Source organism: Agrobacterium tumefaciens, from assembly GCA_025560025.1.
Lineage (GTDB): Bacteria > Pseudomonadota > Alphaproteobacteria > Rhizobiales > Rhizobiaceae > Agrobacterium.
Window position 1 is genome coordinate 1,052,134 of the sequence record CP048485.1, and the last position, 17,106, is coordinate 1,069,239.

At 58.8% G+C, this 17,106-nt stretch carries 18 protein-coding genes; 13 read left to right on the forward strand and 5 right to left on the reverse strand.

Features of this window, described 5'->3' with window-relative positions:
- Window positions 1–10: 10 nt before the first annotated feature.
- The 4 genes from clpA to FY152_05200 all read left to right on the forward strand — a co-directional run bounded on the left by clpA (window position 11) and on the right by FY152_05200 (window position 4,767).
- Complete coding sequence (gene clpA / locus FY152_05185) at window positions 11–2,524, forward strand: ATP-dependent Clp protease ATP-binding subunit ClpA (protein UXS31517.1); 2,514 nt, start codon at window positions 11–13, stop codon at window positions 2,522–2,524.
- 125 nt (window positions 2,525–2,649) lie between these two features.
- Window positions 2,650–3,408: an AzlC family ABC transporter permease gene (locus FY152_05190; GenBank protein ID UXS31518.1), complete on the forward strand. Its 759-nt coding sequence runs from the start codon at window positions 2,650–2,652 to the stop codon at window positions 3,406–3,408.
- On the forward strand, window positions 3,405–3,749 hold the full coding sequence (locus FY152_05195) for an AzlD domain-containing protein (GenBank protein UXS31519.1): 345 nt from the start codon (window positions 3,405–3,407) through the stop codon (window positions 3,747–3,749). The genes FY152_05190 and FY152_05195 overlap by 4 nt, the downstream gene beginning before the upstream one ends.
- A 67-nt stretch (window positions 3,750–3,816) precedes the next feature.
- A complete protein-coding gene (locus tag FY152_05200; protein UXS31520.1) occupies window positions 3,817–4,767 on the forward strand; it encodes a hypothetical protein in 951 nt (316 codons plus the stop codon).
- On the opposite strand, the gene FY152_05205 is transcribed toward FY152_05200, so the two are convergent.
- Window positions 4,746–5,630 carry a LysR family transcriptional regulator gene (locus FY152_05205; GenBank protein UXS31521.1) on the reverse strand — a complete coding sequence of 295 codons (885 nt, stop codon included), beginning with the start codon at window positions 5,628–5,630 and terminating at the stop codon, window positions 4,746–4,748. The genes FY152_05200 and FY152_05205 overlap by 22 nt on opposite strands.
- A 109-nt stretch (window positions 5,631–5,739) precedes the next feature.
- Between FY152_05205 and FY152_05210 the strand changes: the two genes are divergently transcribed.
- The gene (locus tag FY152_05210; protein ID UXS31522.1) at window positions 5,740–6,594 is read left to right on the forward strand and encodes an urea carboxylase-associated family protein; all 855 of its coding nucleotides are present in this window, start codon (window positions 5,740–5,742) and stop codon (window positions 6,592–6,594) included.
- 125 nt (window positions 6,595–6,719) lie between these two features.
- On the opposite strand, the gene FY152_05215 is transcribed toward FY152_05210, so the two are convergent.
- The 4 genes from FY152_05215 to FY152_05230 are packed head-to-tail and all read right to left on the reverse strand — an operon-like array spanning window position 6,720 to window position 9,576.
- Window positions 6,720–7,151 carry an HIT family protein gene (locus tag FY152_05215; GenBank protein UXS31523.1) on the reverse strand — a complete coding sequence of 144 codons (432 nt, stop codon included), beginning with the start codon at window positions 7,149–7,151 and terminating at the stop codon, window positions 6,720–6,722.
- A gap of 21 nt (window positions 7,152–7,172) precedes the next feature.
- Window positions 7,173–8,372, reverse strand: a complete 1,200-nt coding sequence (locus FY152_05220; GenBank protein ID UXS31524.1) for a GNAT family N-acetyltransferase — start codon at window positions 8,370–8,372, stop codon at window positions 7,173–7,175.
- Window positions 8,369–9,109 carry a glycerophosphodiester phosphodiesterase gene (locus FY152_05225; protein ID UXS31525.1) on the reverse strand — a complete coding sequence of 247 codons (741 nt, stop codon included), beginning with the start codon at window positions 9,107–9,109 and terminating at the stop codon, window positions 8,369–8,371. The genes FY152_05220 and FY152_05225 overlap by 4 nt, the downstream gene beginning before the upstream one ends.
- Window positions 9,106–9,576 carry a RidA family protein gene (locus FY152_05230; protein UXS31526.1) on the reverse strand — a complete coding sequence of 157 codons (471 nt, stop codon included), beginning with the start codon at window positions 9,574–9,576 and terminating at the stop codon, window positions 9,106–9,108. The genes FY152_05225 and FY152_05230 overlap by 4 nt, the downstream gene beginning before the upstream one ends.
- A 116-nt stretch (window positions 9,577–9,692) precedes the next feature.
- Here FY152_05230 and FY152_05235 point away from each other — a divergent pair, with 116 nt between their 5' ends.
- The 8 genes from FY152_05235 (at window position 9,693) to rseP (ending at window position 17,041) form a co-directional block, all read left to right on the forward strand.
- The gene (locus FY152_05235) at window positions 9,693–10,535 is read left to right on the forward strand and encodes a cell envelope integrity EipB family protein (protein UXS31527.1); all 843 of its coding nucleotides are present in this window, start codon (window positions 9,693–9,695) and stop codon (window positions 10,533–10,535) included.
- 192 nt (window positions 10,536–10,727) lie between these two features.
- Window positions 10,728–11,495: a 30S ribosomal protein S2 gene (gene rpsB, locus FY152_05240; GenBank protein ID UXS31528.1), complete on the forward strand. Its 768-nt coding sequence runs from the start codon at window positions 10,728–10,730 to the stop codon at window positions 11,493–11,495.
- 362 nt (window positions 11,496–11,857) lie between these two features.
- Window positions 11,858–12,784, forward strand: a complete 927-nt coding sequence (locus FY152_05245) for an elongation factor Ts (protein ID UXS31529.1) — start codon at window positions 11,858–11,860, stop codon at window positions 12,782–12,784.
- A gap of 97 nt (window positions 12,785–12,881) precedes the next feature.
- Window positions 12,882–13,604: a UMP kinase gene (locus FY152_05250; GenBank protein ID UXS31530.1), complete on the forward strand. Its 723-nt coding sequence runs from the start codon at window positions 12,882–12,884 to the stop codon at window positions 13,602–13,604.
- A 67-nt stretch (window positions 13,605–13,671) separates the two neighbouring features.
- Window positions 13,672–14,229, forward strand: a complete 558-nt coding sequence (frr, locus tag FY152_05255) for a ribosome recycling factor (protein ID UXS31531.1) — start codon at window positions 13,672–13,674, stop codon at window positions 14,227–14,229.
- 64 nt (window positions 14,230–14,293) lie between these two features.
- Window positions 14,294–15,037, forward strand: a complete 744-nt coding sequence (locus FY152_05260) for an isoprenyl transferase (protein ID UXS31532.1) — start codon at window positions 14,294–14,296, stop codon at window positions 15,035–15,037.
- Window positions 15,037–15,870: a phosphatidate cytidylyltransferase gene (locus FY152_05265; GenBank protein UXS31533.1), complete on the forward strand. Its 834-nt coding sequence runs from the start codon at window positions 15,037–15,039 to the stop codon at window positions 15,868–15,870. Before FY152_05260 ends, FY152_05265 begins: the two co-directional genes overlap by 1 nt.
- A 49-nt stretch (window positions 15,871–15,919) precedes the next feature.
- Window positions 15,920–17,041, forward strand: coding sequence for an RIP metalloprotease RseP (rseP, locus tag FY152_05270; protein UXS33210.1), 1,122 nt, complete (start codon window positions 15,920–15,922; stop codon window positions 17,039–17,041).
- Window positions 17,042–17,106: the final 65 nt, after the last annotated feature.

The window sequence follows — 17,106 nt, forward strand, 5'->3', positions numbered from 1 at the left end:
GGATCGCAACGTGCCAACTTTTTCCCCAAGTCTCGAGAAGGCGCTGCACCAGGCACTGACCTTTGCGAATGAGCGTCACCACGAATATGCGACGCTGGAACATTTACTTCTGGCGCTGATCGACGACGCGGATGCCGCCGCCGTGATGGGCGCCTGCAATGTCGATCTCGATGCGCTGCGCAAGACCGTCAGCGATTACGTCGACAACGAACTGACCAACCTCGTCACCGGTTACGACGAGGATTCCAAGCCCACATCCGGTTTCCAACGGGTCATCCAGCGGGCTGTGATCCACGTGCAATCGTCCGGCCGCGAGGAAGTGACCGGCGCGAACGTGCTTGTGGCCATTTTTGCCGAGCGCGAAAGCCATGCCGCCTATTTCCTGCAGGAGCAGGAGATGACCCGTTACGACGCGGTCAACTACATCTCCCACGGTATCGGCAAGCGTCCGGGCACGTCGCAGACGCGCACGCCACGCGGCGCCGATGAGCCTGAAAGCGAAAACAAGGCGAACCGCAGCAATCCCGAGGAAGAGGGATCTTCCGCCAAGAAGCAGCAGGATGCGCTGAAGGCCTATTGCGTCAACCTCAACGACAAGGCGAGGAACGGCAAGATCGACCCGCTGATCGGCCGCCATGAGGAGGTCAACCGCACCATCCAGATCCTCTGCCGGCGCTCCAAGAACAACCCGCTTTATGTGGGTGATCCTGGCGTGGGCAAGACCGCCATCGCCGAAGGCCTTGCCAAGCGCATCGTCGAAGGCAAGGTGCCGGAGGCTCTCGCCAACGACACGATCTTCTCGCTCGACATGGGCACGCTGCTTGCCGGAACCCGTTATCGCGGTGATTTCGAAGAGCGCCTGAAGCAGGTCGTCAAGGAACTCGAGGAGTTTCCGGGCGCGGTTCTGTTCATCGACGAAATCCACACCGTCATCGGTGCGGGCGCCACCTCCGGCGGCGCGATGGATGCATCGAACCTGCTGAAGCCGGCCCTGTCTTCGGGCGCGATCCGCTGCATCGGCTCGACCACGTACAAGGAATATCGGCAGTTCTTCGAAAAGGACCGTGCACTCGTGCGCCGTTTCCAGAAGATCGACGTCAACGAGCCTTCCATCGATGATGCGATCGCGATCATGAAGGGGTTGAAGCCTTACTTCGAGGATTATCATCACCTGAGATATTCCAATGAGGCGATCAAGGCTGCCGTCGAACTGTCGGCCCGCTACATTTCCGACCGCAAGCTGCCGGACAAGGCGATCGACGTGATCGACGAAACCGGTGCGGCGCAGATGCTGCTGCCGGCTTCCAAGCGCCGCAAGCTGATCACCGAACGGGAAATCGAGGCAACCATCGCGACGATGGCCCGTATTCCCCCGAAGACGGTTTCCAAGGATGACGAGATGGTTCTCGCCAACCTCGAAAAGGAGCTGCGCTCGGTCGTTTACGGTCAGGATATCGCCATCGAGGCGCTGGCCACGGCCATCAAGCTGGCACGCGCCGGCCTGCGCGAACCGAACAAGCCGATCGGCTCCTATGTCTTCTCCGGCCCGACGGGCGTCGGTAAGACAGAAGTGGCCAAGCAGCTTGCCGCCTCGCTCGGCGTCGAGATGCTGCGCTTCGACATGTCGGAATATATGGAACGCCATACCGTGTCGCGCCTGCTCGGTGCACCTCCCGGTTATGTCGGCTTCGATCAGGGCGGTCTGCTGACCGACGGCGTCGACCAGCATCCGCATTCCGTGGTGCTGCTGGACGAAATCGAAAAGGCGCATCCGGATATCTACAACATCCTGTTGCAGGTGATGGACCATGGCTCGCTGACCGATCATAACGGCAAGAAGATCGACTTCCGCAACGTCATCCTCATCATGACGACCAATGCGGGTGCATCCGAAATGGCGAAATCCGCCATCGGTTTCGGTTCTTCGCGGCGGACTGGCGAGGATGAAGAGGCGATCAACCGCCTGTTCACACCGGAATTCCGCAACCGTCTGGATGCGATCATTCCGTTCTCGCCGCTGCCGACCGCCGTCATCCACAAGGTGGTGCAGAAGTTCGTCATGCAGCTGGAAACCCAGCTCTCCGAGCGGAATGTCACCTTCGATCTGCATGAGGACGCGATTTCCTGGCTGGCGGAAAAGGGTTACGACGAGAAGATGGGCGCTCGCCCGCTGTCTCGCGTAATCCAGGAAAACATCAAGAAGCCGCTCGCCAACGAAATCCTCTTCGGCAAGCTCAAGAAGGGCGGTGTCGTCAGCGTCACCGTCGGCAAGAAGGACGACGGCTCCGACGGCCTCATACTTGAGGTTCTGCCGGAGACAGCGCCCGTGAAACCGCAGCCGGAAGCCGAGTTGAAGGCGGCCAAATCGCCCGGCAAGGCGAAAGCCAAGGCGAAACCTGCCTCGAAGGCGGCAAAGGCCAATGAAGAGGCGGAGGTTCTTGTTGCCGAGACCGACAAGTCGGGCGAGGACAACAAGCCACGCCGCAAGGCCAATACCGTGCCGAAAGTGCCGAAGAAGAAGTGATCGCGGTCCTTGGAGCATTTCCGGTAAAAATGCGCAGCAGTTTTACATTCGGAAAATGCTTGGAAACAAAGATATAAACCGATGCCGGGCGGAAGCCCGGCATTTTCATGCATAGTGGATCAGCAATGCAGACTGCCGACAGCGATGCCATCCCTCTGAGCGGCTGGTTTTTCAGGGGAATGCGGGGCATATTTTCGTTACCCTCGCTCATTCTCATGACATCCTTTGTCGGTTTCAGCGCCTTCGCGCTGGAATCGGGCGTGGCACGCGGCGAAGCGGTGTTCATGACGCTGACGATCTGGGCCCTGCCGGCCAAGATGATCCTGATCGGCTCCATGGTCGGCGGCGCCAATCTCGCCGCCTGTTTTCTGGCAGTAACGCTGTCATCGGTGCGGATGATGCCGATGGTCGCTTCCATCGTTCCGGAAATGCGCGGTGCGAAAACGCCGACATGGATTTTGCTGTTTCTTTCCCACTTCGTTGCAATCACGGCCTGGGTTTTCGCCACGCAGAACCTCTCGAAAGTGCCGCGTGAGGCGCGTGCTGCCTGGTTCGCCGGTTTCGGCATCACGCTTACCGTCGTTAATGCGATCATCGTCGGCCTTTGTTACGGCGTCGTCGCGGCCTTTCCGCCGCTGGTCGCCGGCGTCCTGTTCTTTCTCACACCGGTCTATTTCGTGGCGTCGATCTGGGCGTCGGCCCGCCATTCCGTCGTCAAGGTCGCCTTTGTCATCGGCGTGATCGCAGGTCCGGTCTTCGCGGTTATCGCACCCGAATTCGACATTCTCTATGCCGGAATCGGCGGCGGAACCGCCGCTTATCTGATCGACCGCTTCGTCTTCCGTCGCAGGATTAAACCCGTTTCATCGGAGAGCGAGTCATGATGACCGAAAACTGGTGGGCGCCCTATCTCTTCATCGCCATTGCCGGCTGGCTGGCGACCGATCTCTGGCGCTGGCTCGGCGTTCTCGCCGGTAACCGGCTGAAGGAGGATTCCGAGGCGCTTCATTGGGTGAGGGCGGTCGCCACCGCGCTCGTCATGGCCGTTACCGCCAAGCTGATCGTATTCCCGACGGGATCGCTCGAAGCGTCGCCTTTATGGCTGCGTATCGGAGCGGCGGCACTCGGCTTCGCCGCATTCCTGTTGGCTGGCCAGCGCGTCATCGTCGGCGTCGCCGTCCCGATCCTGCTTTTGGCCGGTGGATTGCTGGTGCTCGGTTTTTAATACTCTCCTTATCCGAATATTAAGCTCGTTACCTTAGTTTGCCACTGACTGAACAGGGGCCAAATCCATGCGGCTATTCGCGGCAGAGCGCTTTGTACTTGGCTTTATCGCCATATTATTCGCCATCGATGCGGCTTTGATCGCCGTCAAAGGCATCAGGGTCGATTACGCCGGATATTTTTTATGCGCGCTGGCGGGGGCTGGCGTTTTCGTCCTCGGTCAATTTTATCGCAAAAGCGGGCGTGATCTTCGCATCGCCGCTGCCCTGATTGCGGGCGGCCTGTTCATTCTCTTCACGCTTGTCGCCTCCGTGTTTAACTACATGTTCCTGCCGGTCGCTTTCCCGACGATTGATCATGTGCTCTTCCGTGTGGATGCGGCCTTTGGCTATAGCTGGGCGGGCATCGTCCTCTGGGCAGCGACACATCCATGGATCGGGACAGTCCTGTTCGTGGTCTATGCAACGTCACTGCCGCAGCTTCTGGTGATCGTGATCACGCTCGGCTTTACCGGCAAGGAACAGAGGCTGCACCACTTCCTTGTCACGGGCGTCCTGGGTGCATTTGCATGCATCGTCTTCTGGATATTCTTCCCGACATTCGGACCTTCGGCCCATGTGCAACTGCCACAATGGATATCGCAGGCTATTCCCTTGGCTGTTGATAATACCTACGGGCAGGAGTTGAACCGGCTTACATCGGAGGGCGTGGTCTATATTTCGCCTAAGAATGTGCTGGGGCTGATCGGTTTTCCGTCGTTTCACATGTTCATGGCAGCAATGTCGGTCTGGTTCGTGCCGCGTCACTGGGCGGTGATGGCGGTGATCCTGCCGGTAAATATTTTGATGCCGCTGGCTGTTCTCGTTCAGGGCGGACATCATCTTTCGGATGTTTTCGGCGGTTTAATCGCTTTTGTCATCATCTGCGCGGTTTCTGCCCGCCTGCTCAATTGGCTTTCCGCAAGGGAGCGGGCAGGGCAGATGGTAGCCGCTCCTGCTCAGATCGTCGCGGCGGAATAATTGCCGCGCGTTCCGCTCTCACGGGCCTCCGCAGCAAGCCAGTCCGACAGGATGCGGGCCGGCGCGGTCATCTCTTCCGCCTCTATCAGCCAGTAATATTTGTCCGTATCGGCCGCCCGATCGAAAAGCACGCTTAATTGAGCATCGGCGATCTCGTCGCCAAGAAGTGCCGTCGGGCAAAGGCCGATGCCCTGTCCGGCCTTGAGGGCCGTGACCAGCAGATTGAAATCCGCGAAGATGGGACCGGTGGTCTTGGGAAGGGATAGGCCAGCAGTTGCAAGCCAGTTCCGCCACGCCGTCTCGCTGTCGTCATGCAGCAATTCCGCCTGCAGCAGGCTCGAGACGTCATCGAAGGGACCGGATTTCGCGAGATAGGCAGGTGCGCATGTCGGTCGTGTCTCGGCGCTGAAGAGTGCCACGGCCTTTTGTGCGGGCGTTGGCCCGTGTATTATGCTGAGGTCGGGTTGATCATTGCTTCCGATATAGCTGATCGACACCTGTATCTGGGGATGCAGCGCCCGGAAACGGGGAAGGCGCGGTGTCAGGAAATGAGCCACCACCGAAGGCAGACTGGCGAGACGGACCGTCATGCCGTCGCTGCCCCGCCTGATCCTGTGCGCGCCGGAGGCGATCTGCCGTAAACTGTCCGAAACTGTGATGCCGAACTCCTGGCCCGCCGGGGTGAGCCTGACCCCGCGCGCGTGGCGCTCGAAAAGAGCCACGCCGAGCCACGCCTCCAGATTGCGCACATGTTGACTGACGGCTGCTGCCGTCATGCCGAGTTCCTGGGCGGCCAGGGAAAAGCTTGCTCTTCTGGCGGCGGCTTCAAAGGCGCGGAGGCTGGCGAGCGGTGGCAGTTTCATATTGCCAAGGCTAAGTAAAACTTGGTCTGAGTGCAAGAAAAACCCGTCTTGCCAGCCGGCCATTCATGTCCCAATTTCGCGCCGACATCTACATCGCTCCGAGGATTTCATGACCCCTATGCCTGTTGCCGCCGAGCCCGTTGACGCCGCCGTGCGCCGCGCCGTCCGCCCCGTCGTCGTTTATCCGAACGGCACCCTTGAGGCGCCCGACCTTGCGCTTCTCGAGAAAGCAAAGAAGCATATGGAGAAGATCGACGAGGTCATCGTGCCCCCACGCGACGGCCGCAGCTTCAATGTGCCGAAGGGGCATTTTTTCCGCATCGTCAGCATTGAGGGGCCGCAGGTCGGCGATCTGAACCTCTGGAACGCCAATGATCTGACCGAGCGGTTTTTCAGCGGCAAGACCCGCGCCCTGCATGCCACCCATATTTCCGTCGGCAACCGGCTTTGGAGCAACCTGCCGTCCCTGCGGCCGATGGCGACCATCACCCACGATACCCTGTCATGGTACGGCTTCGACGAAGACGGCGGCGGCGTTCATGACGTGATCGGCACACGCTGTGATCCCTATACCAACAAGCTCCTGAGCGGCGGCGATTACCACCATTGTTGCCATTCCAATCTGACCAATGCGCTCGCCTCCGCCAGGGGCCTGTCGTTCCGGCAGGCGGAGCCGCATGTGCATGATGTGCTGAATGTCTTCATGTGCACGGGGTTCACCCACGACACACACCAATATTTCATGAAAGCAAGCCCGGTGCGGCCGGGTGACTATCTGGAATTCTTTGCGGAAATCGATCTCATTGGCGCTCTTTCCGCCTGCCCGGGCGGCGATTGCAGCGCTACCCATTCCAGCGATACGGCAGCCTGTTATCCGCTGAAGGTGGAGATTTTCCGGCCGGATATGGTGGTGCTTGAAGGCTGGCCTTGGCCGGAACGGAATGCTTACCGTTCTCCGGAATGATCAGTCCGAAAAACTCTCCTCCGTCATGCTCGGGCCTGTCCCGAGCATCTGCAACCGATTGATTTCAGATACGTGGTTGGATCCTCGGCACAAGGCCGAGGATGACGTCACATGCGAGGCAGCTATCACGAAGCTAGCGCCGCCTTTATCTTCTCCGCATGGGCCTTCAACACCTCGCCATCGGCCATCACACCGGAATGCGGCTTCAGCGGCTCACCTTCCTTGCGCGGAATGACGTGGAAATGCAGATGGAAAACGGTCTGACCAGCCGCCGGTTCGTTGAACTGGGCGATGAAGACGCCATCCGCATCGAAGGCTTCCTTGGCCGCCACGGCCAGTTTCTGCACCACGGGAATGGTTCTCGCCAGCACTTCCGGGTCGGCATCAAGCAGGTTGCGGGAGCCGGTCTTGGGAACGACCAGCAGATGGCCGGGGGCCTGCGGCATCACATCCATGAAGGCCAGCGTGTGCTCGTCTTCGTAAAGCTTGTGGCTCGGAATTTCGCCGCGCAGGATTTTCGCAAAGATATTGTTGTCGTCATAAGCGCTGGCCGTCATCGTTGGTCTCCTCATCACGGACTATGCGTCCGGTTCCTGTTCCTGTCTCTCGCCCTTGCGGAAGGGCGTGTGTTCATCAAGATAATCGCCAATGTGCTCGACTTCCTCGCGCTCGCGCTGAAGATAATCGGCAATGGCGCGGCGCAGGCCCGGATGGACGATGAAATGCGCCGAATGAGTGGTGACGGGCATGTAGCCACGCGCCAGCTTGTGTTCGCCCTGCGCGCCCGCTTCCACCCGTTTCAATCCCCTGGAAAGCGCGAAATCGATCGCCTGATGGTAACAGACCTCGAAATGCAGGAAGGGATGATCCTCGATGCAGCCCCAGTGGCGGCCATAAAGCGCATCCGAGCCGATGAAATTGATCGCGCCGGCAATATAGCGCCCCTCCCGTTTCGCCATCACCAGCAGCACATCATCGGCCATACGCTCGCCGATCAGCGAATAAAACTCCCGCGTCAGATAGGGCCGGCCCCATTTGCGGCCGCCGGTATCCATGTAGAAGGCGAAGAACTGGTCCCAGATATCCTCGGTCAGGTCGCTTCCGGTCAGCCAGTCAATCTCGATGCCGTTTTCCAGTGCCGCACGGCGTTCTTTCTTAAGCCCCTTGCGCTTGCGCGAGGAAAGGGCGTCGAGAAAATCACCATGGTCGCGATAACCGTCATTGATGAAGTGGAACTGCTGGTCGGTCCTGTGCAGGAAATCGCGCGGCAGAAGGGCGGAAAGATCGCTTTCTTCCAGAAATGTGACATGTGCCGAGGAGACGCCGATCTTCTCAGTCACCTGCGCGAGACCGGAGGCCAGTAACGCCTTGAAGCGTGTCTCGTCTTCGTTTTCTGAAACGAGCAGCCGTGGCCCGGTTGCCGGTGTGAAGGGCACTGAACATTGCAGTTTCGGGTAATAGTGCCCACCCGCCCGCTCGAAGGCATCCGCCCAGCCATGGTCGAAGACATATTCGCCCTTGCTGTGGTTCTTCAGATAGGCAGGTATTGCCCCAACCAGCGCGCCGGACGCGTTTTCGAGAAGCAGATGGTGTCCAAGCCAACCGGTCTTGGCAGTCGCCGACCCGGAATCCTCCATTGAGGATAAAAATTCGTGGGAAATAAATGGGTTATAATATTTTCCTGATGTATTGCGCGACGTTCCGGAAAGCCGTTTCCAGCTTTCCGGATCGATATCCCCAAAGGATTGCGCGATACTGATGGAATAGTCTTCTGTCATGCCGTGGCGGACGGGTTCTCTCTCGGGTCGAAACCTTCGAATGTCATCTGGTCCGCATATTTATAGGTAGTCTCGCGCGCGTTTTCATCCCTGACCGTCCAGGTAATCACCGGAAGGCCAAGTTTTCTTTGCGCCTCGATGAAGCTGTTGGGCAGGTGACCCCAATGATAGGAGATGAAATCGAGACCCAGCTGCATCGCTTCGTCATGTTTGAAGAAGTCTTCCGGCTTGTTGCCTTCGGCGGTGAGGCCCAGTGGCCAGGGCGAGCCGGCCGCCTTCAGATCCTTCAGCAGATGGTGGTCGAAGCTCATCAGCGCCACATGGCCCTTGTAGCCCTCGAGGTCTTCCAGCACCGCCTCGGCAAAACCGTCGTCGACGCCTTCGCCTTCACGGCCTTTCAGCTCGATCACCAGCGGTACCTTGCCGCCGCAGAGCGCCAGAAGCTGTTTCAGCGTCGGAACGCGATCTTTGGTCTGGCCGACGGAAAGGAGCGACAGTTCACCGGAGGTACGTTCACGCACGTCACCCTTGATGCCTGTCAGCCGGGCCATGTCGTGGTCGTGAAAAATCACCGGCACACTGTCGGCCGCCAGCTGGACGTCGCATTCGATGGCGAAACCGGCCTCGATGGCGCGGGAAAATGCCGAAAGCGTATTTTCCCAGACGGCCTTGTTGAGGTCATGATAACCGCGATGGGCGACGGGTTCGGCCGTCAGCCAGGAGAGTTTAAGGGTCATGCTTCGATTTCCACGATGGCGTCGATCTCGACGGCGGCATTGAAGGGCAGGCAGGCCATGCCGACAGCGGCGCGGGCATGCTTGCCGGCATCGCCGAGAACATTGGCGAGAAGATTGGAAGCACCGTTGATGACAAGATGCTGTTCGACGAATTCCGGAACCGAGGCGACGAAGCCATTCAGCTTGATGACGCGGCGGATTTTCGAGAGGTCGCCATTCAACGCGGCCTTGACCTGTGCGAGAATGTTGACGGCGCAAAGTTCGGCGGCGCGTTGGGCGCCTGGCACGTCGACATCGCGGCCAACAAGACCCGTCACCGCAATCTTGCCCGATTCCATCGGCAGTTGACCCGATACATAAAGAAGATTGCCGCTGATGGTGAACGGAACGTAGTTTGCGGCTGGTGCTGCGGCTACGGGAAGCGTGAAGCCAAGTTCCTTGAGGCGGCCTTCGATGACGTCCGACATTTTCGTCTCCGGTTTTGTTGTAAATCCTTCAAGAATCCGGCATTCAGAAGATGTTGATCCAAAAGCCGGGCGGTTGCTTGTACAATATGAGCGGTGAGTCCAACAGGAGATATTGCATGTTTGTCAGGACGCTTGGTTTCGTTGCCGCAACAGGGCTTATGACCGGCCTGTCAAGCGCTGCCAATGCCTTGCCCGTCACGGTTCCGGATCTCGTTGCACACCGCGCCGTCTACGATCTCGAACTCAAGGATGCGTCCGATCGCTCCGGCATCGAGGGCATGACGGGCCGCATGGTCTATGAGTTCACCGGCTCGGCCTGTCAGGGCTACAAGACGGATTTCCGGTTCGTGACTCAGATCAACACCGGCGATGCCGTGCGCATGACCGACCAGCAGACGACCACCTTCGAGGACCTTGCTGCCAAGAAGTTCACTTTCGAGACCAAGTCCTACACCGACGACAAGCTGGACAAGGAAGTGCAGGGCGCTGCAATCGACAGCAATGAGGGCGTGAAGGTCGATCTGACCCGTCCGGATGCCCGCCAGGTCAGTCTCGTCGCCAGCGAATTTCCGACGGAACACATGTTCCAGGTCATCGAACATGCCAAACAGGGAAAACGCATCTTCGAATCCCGCATTTTCGACGGTTCGGATGATGGCGATGAAAGCCTGATCACCTCCACGCTGGTCGGCAAGTCGCAGATGCCGAAGGACGGCGATGCCGAGGCCGGCAAGGCGGGCGATTTCGCCAAGGCTGCATTCTGGCCGGTGACCATCGCCTATTACAACGACAAGACGGGCACCGACGCGCTGCCGATCTACCGCATGTCGTTCAAGCTTTACGAAAACGGAATCACCCGCGATCTGACGATGGATTACGGCGATTTCGTTCTGACGGGAAAGCTTGCGAAGCTCGATATTCTCAAGCCCGAAACCTGCGAAAACAAGCCTGTCCGCTGAAAGGCGGCGGTTTCTGCGGTTTTTTCGCATAAATGCTTGCATTTTCACGCGGGCGACTGTATGCGGCTCACCATTCCACACGCGAAGCTTGGGATGTTCCGGGAGAAATCCGGTCCGTTCCGCCCGGTGGTATCGATGAAAATCGGTGCTGTTCGCTTCGCGGGGGTTAAACCGGAAAAGGAGTAACAAGGCATGGCATTGCCCGATTTTTCTATGCGCCAGCTTCTGGAAGCTGGTGTTCACTTCGGCCACCAGACGCACCGCTGGAACCCGAAGATGAAGCCGTACATCTTCGGCGACCGTAACAACATCCACATCATCGACCTGGCTCAGACCGTTCCGATGCTGTCGCGCGCCCTTCAGGTCGTGTCCGACACCGTCGCTCGCGGCGGCCGCGTTCTGTTCGTCGGCACCAAGCGTCAGGCGTCCGAAATCATCGCTGACAGCGCAAAGCGTTCGGCCCAGTATTACGTCAACTCCCGCTGGCTCGGCGGCATGATGACCAACTGGAAGACCATCTCCAACTCGATCCAGCGCCTGCGCAAGGTCGACGAGATCCTGAACTCGGAAGCTTCCGGCTACTCCAAGAAGGAACGCCTGAACCTCGAGCGCGAACGCGAAAAGCTTGAAAAGGCTCTCGGCGGTATCCGCGATATGGGCGGCGTTCCGGACCTGATGTTCATCATCGACACCAACAAGGAAAAGATCGCGATCGAAGAAGCCAAGCGTCTTGGCATTCCGGTCGTTGCGATCATCGACAGCAACTGCGACCCGGATCACATCGACTACCCGATCCCCGGTAACGACGACGCATCGCGCGCCATCTCGCTCTATTGCGACCTGATCGCCCGCGCTGCCATCGACGGTATCGCACGTCAGCAGGGCGCTTCCGGCCGCGACATCGGCGCTGCCGAAGAAGCTCCGATCGAGCCCGCGCTCGAAGACGAGGCTGGCGCCTGATCTAGGCCCTGTCTGGCGGCGATTTCTTGATCGCCGTCTCCTCGACCAGGATATGACAAGGCCGTCAAAGACCTTCAATGGGTTGACGGCCTTGTTCGTTTCATACCGCTCCGCCAGGTTTTTTAGAGAAGCGCTGGCGTCCGATGTGGTTGAAACGGAAGGCAGTCTTCATAACGCTGTCACACTTCGGCGGCACCCATCATTTCGATGCATGGAGACGCCGCAGCACTTGGGAATGCGCATGCCCCTTTCCTGAAATCCTCTCCGGTTTCAAAGGGTGTGCGGCCGGGTACAGTCATCACCCAGAACTTCGGCACGGCAAATTCCGCCGGCTGACCGATCGAACCGATAAGAGGCAAACAATGACCGAAATCACAGCCGCAATGGTGAAGGAACTGCGCGAAAAGTCTGGCGCAGGCATGATGGACTGCAAGAAGGCTCTTGCTGAGACCAATGGCGACATGGAAGCGGCGATCGACTGGCTGCGCGCCAAGGGTATCGCAAAGGCCGACAAGAAGTCTGGCCGTACGGCTGCTGAAGGTCTGGTCGGCGTTGCCACCATGGGTCACAAGGCTGTTGTTGTCGAGCTCAACTCCGAAACCGACTTCGTTGCCCGTAACGATGCGTTCCAGGACCTTATCCGCGGTATCGCTCAGGTTGCCCTCACCACCAACGGCACCGTTGACGCTGTTTCCGCTGCCACCTATCCGGCAACCGGCAAGTCCGTTGCAGATAGCATCAAGGACGCGATTGCCACCATCGGCGAAAACATGACGCTGCGCCGTTCGGCTGCGCTCGAAGTCGAGCACGGCGTTGTCGCGACCTACATCCACAATGCTGCCGGCGACGGCATCGGCAAGCTCGGTGTTCTCGTTGCCCTGAAGTCGGTTGGCGACAAGGCTGTCCTGAACTCGATCGGCCGCCAGGTTGCCATGCACATTGCTGCGACCAACCCGCTCGCCATCCGCGCTGAAGAAGTCGATGCCGCCGTTGCTGAGCGCGAGCGTAACGTCTTCATCGAACAGGCCCGCGAATCCGGCAAGCCGGAAGCCATCATCGAAAAGATGGTTGATGGCCGCATGCGCAAGTTCTTCGAAGAAGTTGCCCTTCTGTCGCAGGCTTTCGTCATCAACCCGGACCTGACCGTCGGCGCTGCCATCAAGGAAGCCGAAAAGGAAGCCGGTGCGGCGATCGAAGTGACGGGCATGGTTCGCCTGCTGCTCGGCGAAGGCGTCGAGAAGGAAGAAAGCGATTTCGCAGCTGAAGTCGCTGCCGTCGCCAAGGGCTGATTATATTTACCCAATCTTGGGAAAACGGGAGGGCATCGCGTGACAACGCGGTGCCCTTCGTGTATCCGCGTTTCGGTTACATTTCCGAGGAGTCATGATGTCTTCCAAGCCGATCTACAAACGTGTTCTTCTCAAGGCTTCCGGCGAAGCCCTCATGGGCGATCAGGGTTTCGGTATCGATGTGGCGGTGGCCGACCGGATCGCCTCCGATATCGCTGAAGCAAGGGCGATGGGCGTTGAAGTCGGCGTTGTCGTCGGCGGCGGTAATATTTTCCGCGGCGTCGCCGTTGCATCCAAGGGCGGCGACCGCGTCACCGGCGACCATATGGGCATGCTGGCGACCGTCATCAACGCGCTGGCGCTCGCAACGTCGCTGCGCAAGCTCAGCATCGATACCGTCGTTCTGTCCGCAATCGCCATGCCTGAAATCTGTGAGAGCTTCTCGCAGCGCGCAGCACTTCACCACCTCGCACAGGGTCGCGTGGTGATTTTTGCCGGCGGCACGGGCAATCCCTTCTTCACCACCGATTCCGCCGCAGCGCTGCGCGCCGCGGAAATGGGCGCCGAGGCCATCTTCAAGGGCACCCAGGTGGATGGCATCTATTCCGCCGATCCGAAGAAGGATCCGGCAGCCACCCGTTTCGACGAACTGACCCATAGCGAAGTGCTCGGCAAGGGTCTCGCGGTCATGGATATCGCGGCCGTCGCGCTTGCCCGCGAAAACCATATCCCGATCATCGTTTTCTCGATCCATGAGAAGGGCGGTTTCGCGCAGATATTGACCGGCGGTGGCCGCAAGACCATCGTGCACGACAAGTAATCAAGAAAAGATGCCGTCCCCTGGGGCGAATTCCGGCCGGAAAGGCCGACAGAGATGGAGTATCTAGATGAGTGGTATTGACCTCAACGATATCAAGCGCCGCATGGATGGCGCCATCAATGCGTTCAAGAGCGATATCGCATCGCTGCGCACCGGCCGTGCTTCGGCCAACATTCTCGATCCGGTAACCATCGAGGCCTATGGCTCGCGCGTGCCGCTCAATCAGGTCGCGAACATCACCGTACCGGAGCCGCGCATGCTCGGCGTCAACATCTGGGACAAGTCGATGGTCAATGCCGTCGATCGCGCGATCCGCGAATCCAATCTCGGCCTGAACCCGATCGTTGACGGCCAGAACCTCAGAATTCCGCTGCCCGAGCTCAACGAGGAGCGCCGCAAATCGCTCGTCAAGGTAGCCCATGATTATGCCGAAAAGTCCAAGGTGGCGATTCGCCATGTGCGTCGTGATGGCATGGATGGTCTGAAAAAAGCCGAAAAGGACGGTGACATCGGTCAGGACGAAAGCCGTGGACAGTCCGAAAAGGTCCAGAAAATGACCGACGACACGATTTCGGAAATTGACCGCTTGCTTGGCGAGAAGGAAAAGGAAATCATGCAGGTCTGATATCGCTTGCGATAGACCTGTATTTTATTCGTTTTAATTCCGCACTGCCTGTTACTGGATCGATATGCCGACGACGACACGTTCCTCCATACCCGAGCACGTCGCCATCATCATGGATGGCAATGGACGCTGGGCAAAACAGCGCGGTCTTCCGCGCGTGATGGGGCATCGCCGCGGGGTGGAGGCGGTGCGCGAAACCGTGCGTGCAGCGGGTGAATGCGGTATCCGTTATCTCACCCTGTTCGCCTTTTCGTCGGAAAACTGGCGCAGGCCTGAATCCGAGGTAAGCGACCTCATGGGCCTGCTGAAGGCTTTCATCCGGCGCGATCTTGCGGAACTGCATCGCGAAAACGTCCGTGTTCGGATCATCGGCGACCGCGAGGGGTTGAGGAGCGACATCCGCAGCCTTCTCGAAGAAGCCGAACAGATGACGGCTGATAACACCAAGCTGACGCTGGTGATTGCCTTCAACTATGGCAGCCGCGACGAGATTACCCGCGCGACAATGGCGATCGCCCGCGATGTCGCCGAAGGCCGGCTGGATGCGGCATCGATCACGTCGGAGATGATTTCGGCGAGACTGGATACGTCCGGAATACCGGATCCCGATCTGATCATCCGCACCAGCGGTGAGGAGCGTCTGTCGAACTTCCTGCTCTGGCAGGCGGCTTATTCTGAGTTCCTGTTCATTCCTGAATATTGGCCCGATTTCGACCGGCAGCTGTTCTTTTCCGCAATCGAGCAATATGCAACGCGTGACCGCCGCTTCGGCGCAATCGCTGAGCCGGTTGCCGTGGCAGGCGCCTGATGAGCCGTGAACTCAGACTGCGGATCGTGTCCGCAATTGTCATGGCGGCCGCCATATTGGTCGCGACCTGGTATGGCGGCATTCTGTTCCGCATCGTGGCGGGCCTTCTGGCGATTCTCATCTATTATGAATGGTCAAAGATCACCCGCCTGTCGGAAACCAATCCCACCGGCAATGCCTGGGGCTGGTTTGCGGTCGCGGTCATCGCCGGCAATACGATATTCGGCGAGCCGTCGCTTGATCTACCGCTGCTGTCAGGCTTTACGCTGACCGCGGCGCTTTTCCCCGTTTTGCGCGGCAGGAACTGGTGGCTGGTGGGCGGCATCGTTTACGCCGGTCTCAGTGGCATATCGCTTGCCGCGATTCGTGGTGACGAGCTGACTGGTTTCGTCTCCATCCTGTTTATTTTCGCTGTCGTCTGGTCGACGGATATCCTGGCTTATTTTGTCGGGCGCGCCATTGGCGGGCCTAAGCTCGCGCCGGCGATCTCGCCAGGCAAGACGTGGTCGGGCGCTGTTGGTGGTGCAGTGGCGGCGTTGATCGGGGGCGGGGCGGTATCGCTCGCCTATCATGGGAGGATCAGCCTGCTTGTGCTGGGTCTCGCTCTCATCCTCTCCATATTCAGCCAGATCGGCGATCTTTTTGAATCCTTCGTGAAGCGGCGGTTTCAGGTCAAGGATTCCAGCCATCTCATTCCCGGCCATGGCGGTTTCATGGATCGGGTCGATGGTCTTGTTTTCGCCTGCTTTACGGTATTCCTCATCGCTTTCGTGCATGCAGCGGCAACCGGCGACGTACCCGGATCGGGTGGCGGTCTGTTACCGGGCTTTTAAGCGGCGCGAAGGGTCATGAAATAAAGGGCAGATTGTCATGAACACAGTAATGGCGGCAACCGGCTTTCTGACCGGCTATATCGTGCCCTTCATTCTGGTACTTTCCCTGCTCGTTTTTGTCCATGAAATGGGCCATTACCTCGTCGGCCGCTGGAGCGGCATACGCTCCACAGCTTTTTCCATCGGTTTCGGCCCGGAGCTGATCGGCTATACCGACCGGCGCGGTACACGCTGGAAGATTTCCGCTATCCCGCTTGGCGGCTACGTGAAGTTCTTCGGCGACGAAGATGCAGCCAGCAAGCCGGATAGTTCCGGCCTGTCGCATATGTCGCTGGAGGAGAGGGCGCAGACGCTTTCCGGCGCCAAGCTCTGGAAGAGGGCTGCAACGGTTGCCGCCGGCCCGATTGCCAACTTCATTCTCGCCATCCTCATCTTCGCGGTCCTGTTCGGTGTTTATGGCCGGATGATCGCCGATCCGGTCGTGGCGGAGGTGCGTGAAAACAGTGCCGCTGCGACAGCGGGCGTGCGCGCCGGTGACCGGCTACTGGCGATTGACGGTGAAAAGATGATGACCTTCGAGGATGTCCGCCGTTATGTCGGCATCCGGCCGGGCACGCCTATCACCGTAACGGTGGAAAGAGCGGGCGAAGAACTGAAGCTGCCGATGGTTCCGACCCGGACCGAAACCACCGACCAGTTCGGCAACAAGCTGGAAATGGGCATTATCGGCATTGTCACCGATCAGAGCAGCGGCAATTTCCGCCACATCGAATATTCGCCGTCCCAGGCGCTGGTCGAGGGTGTTCGCGAAACAGGTCACGTCATTACCGGCACCTTCAACTATATCGGCAATCTTGTGACCGGTCGCATGAATGCCGATCAGCTCGGCGGCCCTGTCAGGGTAGCGCAGGCGTCCGGCCAGATGGCGACGCTTGGAATTTCGGCCGTTATCCAGCTTGCCGCCGTTCTTTCCGTGTCGATCGGTCTTCTCAATCTGATGCCTGTGCCGGTTCTGGATGGTGGGCATCTGGTGTTTTACGCAATCGAGGCCATTCGCGGCAGGCCGCTTGGCGCCGCTGCGCAGGAAGTGGCTTTCCGTATTGGCATGATGATGATTTTGGGTCTTATGGTTTTTGCAACATGGAATGATATCAGCAGCTTGATCGGCTGAAGATAGTGTTTTAACGGTTTTGTTAGCAGCTTGTTTACCCTGTTTTTATGCCGAAGTGGCGAATG

Excerpts from the sequence above, each read along its gene's own strand:
- FY152_05205 (UXS31521.1), bottom strand. The coding sequence starts at position 5,630 with ATGAAACTGCCACCGCTCGCCAGCCTCCGCGCCTTTGAAGCCGCCGCC.
- FY152_05215 (UXS31523.1), bottom strand. The coding sequence starts at position 7,151 with ATGACGGCCAGCGCTTATGACGACAACAATATCTTTGCGAAAATCCTG.
- FY152_05200 (UXS31520.1), top strand. The coding sequence starts at position 3,817 with ATGCGGCTATTCGCGGCAGAGCGCTTTGTACTTGGCTTTATCGCCATA.
- frr (UXS31531.1), top strand. The coding sequence starts at position 13,672 with ATGAGTGGTATTGACCTCAACGATATCAAGCGCCGCATGGATGGCGCC.
- FY152_05225 (UXS31525.1), bottom strand. The coding sequence starts at position 9,109 with ATGACCCTTAAACTCTCCTGGCTGACGGCCGAACCCGTCGCCCATCGC.
- rseP (UXS33210.1), top strand. The coding sequence starts at position 15,920 with ATGGCGGCAACCGGCTTTCTGACCGGCTATATCGTGCCCTTCATTCTG.
- FY152_05220 (UXS31524.1), bottom strand. The coding sequence starts at position 8,372 with ATGACAGAAGACTATTCCATCAGTATCGCGCAATCCTTTGGGGATATC.
- FY152_05250 (UXS31530.1), top strand. The coding sequence starts at position 12,882 with ATGTCTTCCAAGCCGATCTACAAACGTGTTCTTCTCAAGGCTTCCGGC.
- FY152_05245 (UXS31529.1), top strand. The coding sequence starts at position 11,858 with ATGACCGAAATCACAGCCGCAATGGTGAAGGAACTGCGCGAAAAGTCT.
- FY152_05190 (UXS31518.1), top strand. The coding sequence starts at position 2,650 with ATGCAGACTGCCGACAGCGATGCCATCCCTCTGAGCGGCTGGTTTTTC.
- FY152_05195 (UXS31519.1), top strand. The coding sequence starts at position 3,405 with ATGATGACCGAAAACTGGTGGGCGCCCTATCTCTTCATCGCCATTGCC.
- FY152_05210 (UXS31522.1), top strand. The coding sequence starts at position 5,740 with ATGACCCCTATGCCTGTTGCCGCCGAGCCCGTTGACGCCGCCGTGCGC.
- FY152_05230 (UXS31526.1), bottom strand. The coding sequence starts at position 9,576 with ATGTCGGACGTCATCGAAGGCCGCCTCAAGGAACTTGGCTTCACGCTT.
- FY152_05265 (UXS31533.1), top strand. The coding sequence starts at position 15,037 with ATGAGCCGTGAACTCAGACTGCGGATCGTGTCCGCAATTGTCATGGCG.
- rpsB (UXS31528.1), top strand. The coding sequence starts at position 10,728 with ATGGCATTGCCCGATTTTTCTATGCGCCAGCTTCTGGAAGCTGGTGTT.
- FY152_05260 (UXS31532.1), top strand. The coding sequence starts at position 14,294 with ATGCCGACGACGACACGTTCCTCCATACCCGAGCACGTCGCCATCATC.
- FY152_05235 (UXS31527.1), top strand. The coding sequence starts at position 9,693 with ATGTTTGTCAGGACGCTTGGTTTCGTTGCCGCAACAGGGCTTATGACC.